This is a genomic window from Mycobacterium sp. 852002-30065_SCH5024008 (genome assembly GCF_001665645.1).
Taxonomy (GTDB): Bacteria; Actinomycetota; Actinomycetes; order Mycobacteriales; family Mycobacteriaceae; genus Mycobacterium; species Mycobacterium paraffinicum.
On record NZ_LZSZ01000048.1, the window covers coordinates 1 to 575 of the forward strand.

Annotated in this window: 1 protein-coding gene; it reads right to left on the reverse strand. The window is 64.5% G+C overall.

Annotated features, from left to right (window positions below):
• A partial coding sequence (locus tag A5781_RS05075; RefSeq protein ID WP_156624409.1) for an AMP-binding protein occupies positions 1 to 575 on the reverse strand: 575 nt, incomplete at both ends.

Sequence of the window (575 nt, forward strand, 5' to 3'; positions counted from 1 at the left end):
CGAGATGTAGCTCCGTCTCGTGGGCTCGGAGATGTGTATAAGAGACAGGGGTCCTCCTCGCGGGCGATCACCACCGCTTGGTCCACCCCGTCCAAGCTGGCTAGTGTGGTTTGGATTTCACCGAGTTCGATGCGATACCCGCGGATCTTGACCTGCTCATCAGCACGCCCCACATAGCGCAACTGCCCATCAACACCCCACGACACCAAATCCCCGGTCCGATACATCCGCGCCCCCGCCCCTCCAAACGGACACGCCACAAACCGCGACCCGGTCAACCCGGCTCGGCGCACATAACCGACGCCCACGCCGCGGCCCGCCAAATACAACTCACCGACCACCCCAGCCGGCACCGGCTTGAGCCACCTGTCCAAGACGAACATCGCCGCCCCCGGTATCGGCGACCCGATCGGCACCACCTGAGATCCCGGGGTCAGCGCAGTACTGATCGACGCATACACCGTGGTCTCGGTGGGCCCATACGCGTTGATCATTACCCGCCCTGGTGCCGCCCACAGATCCACCACCTCAGCCGGACACGCCTCACCGGCCACCACCAACGCCACCGACTCCAA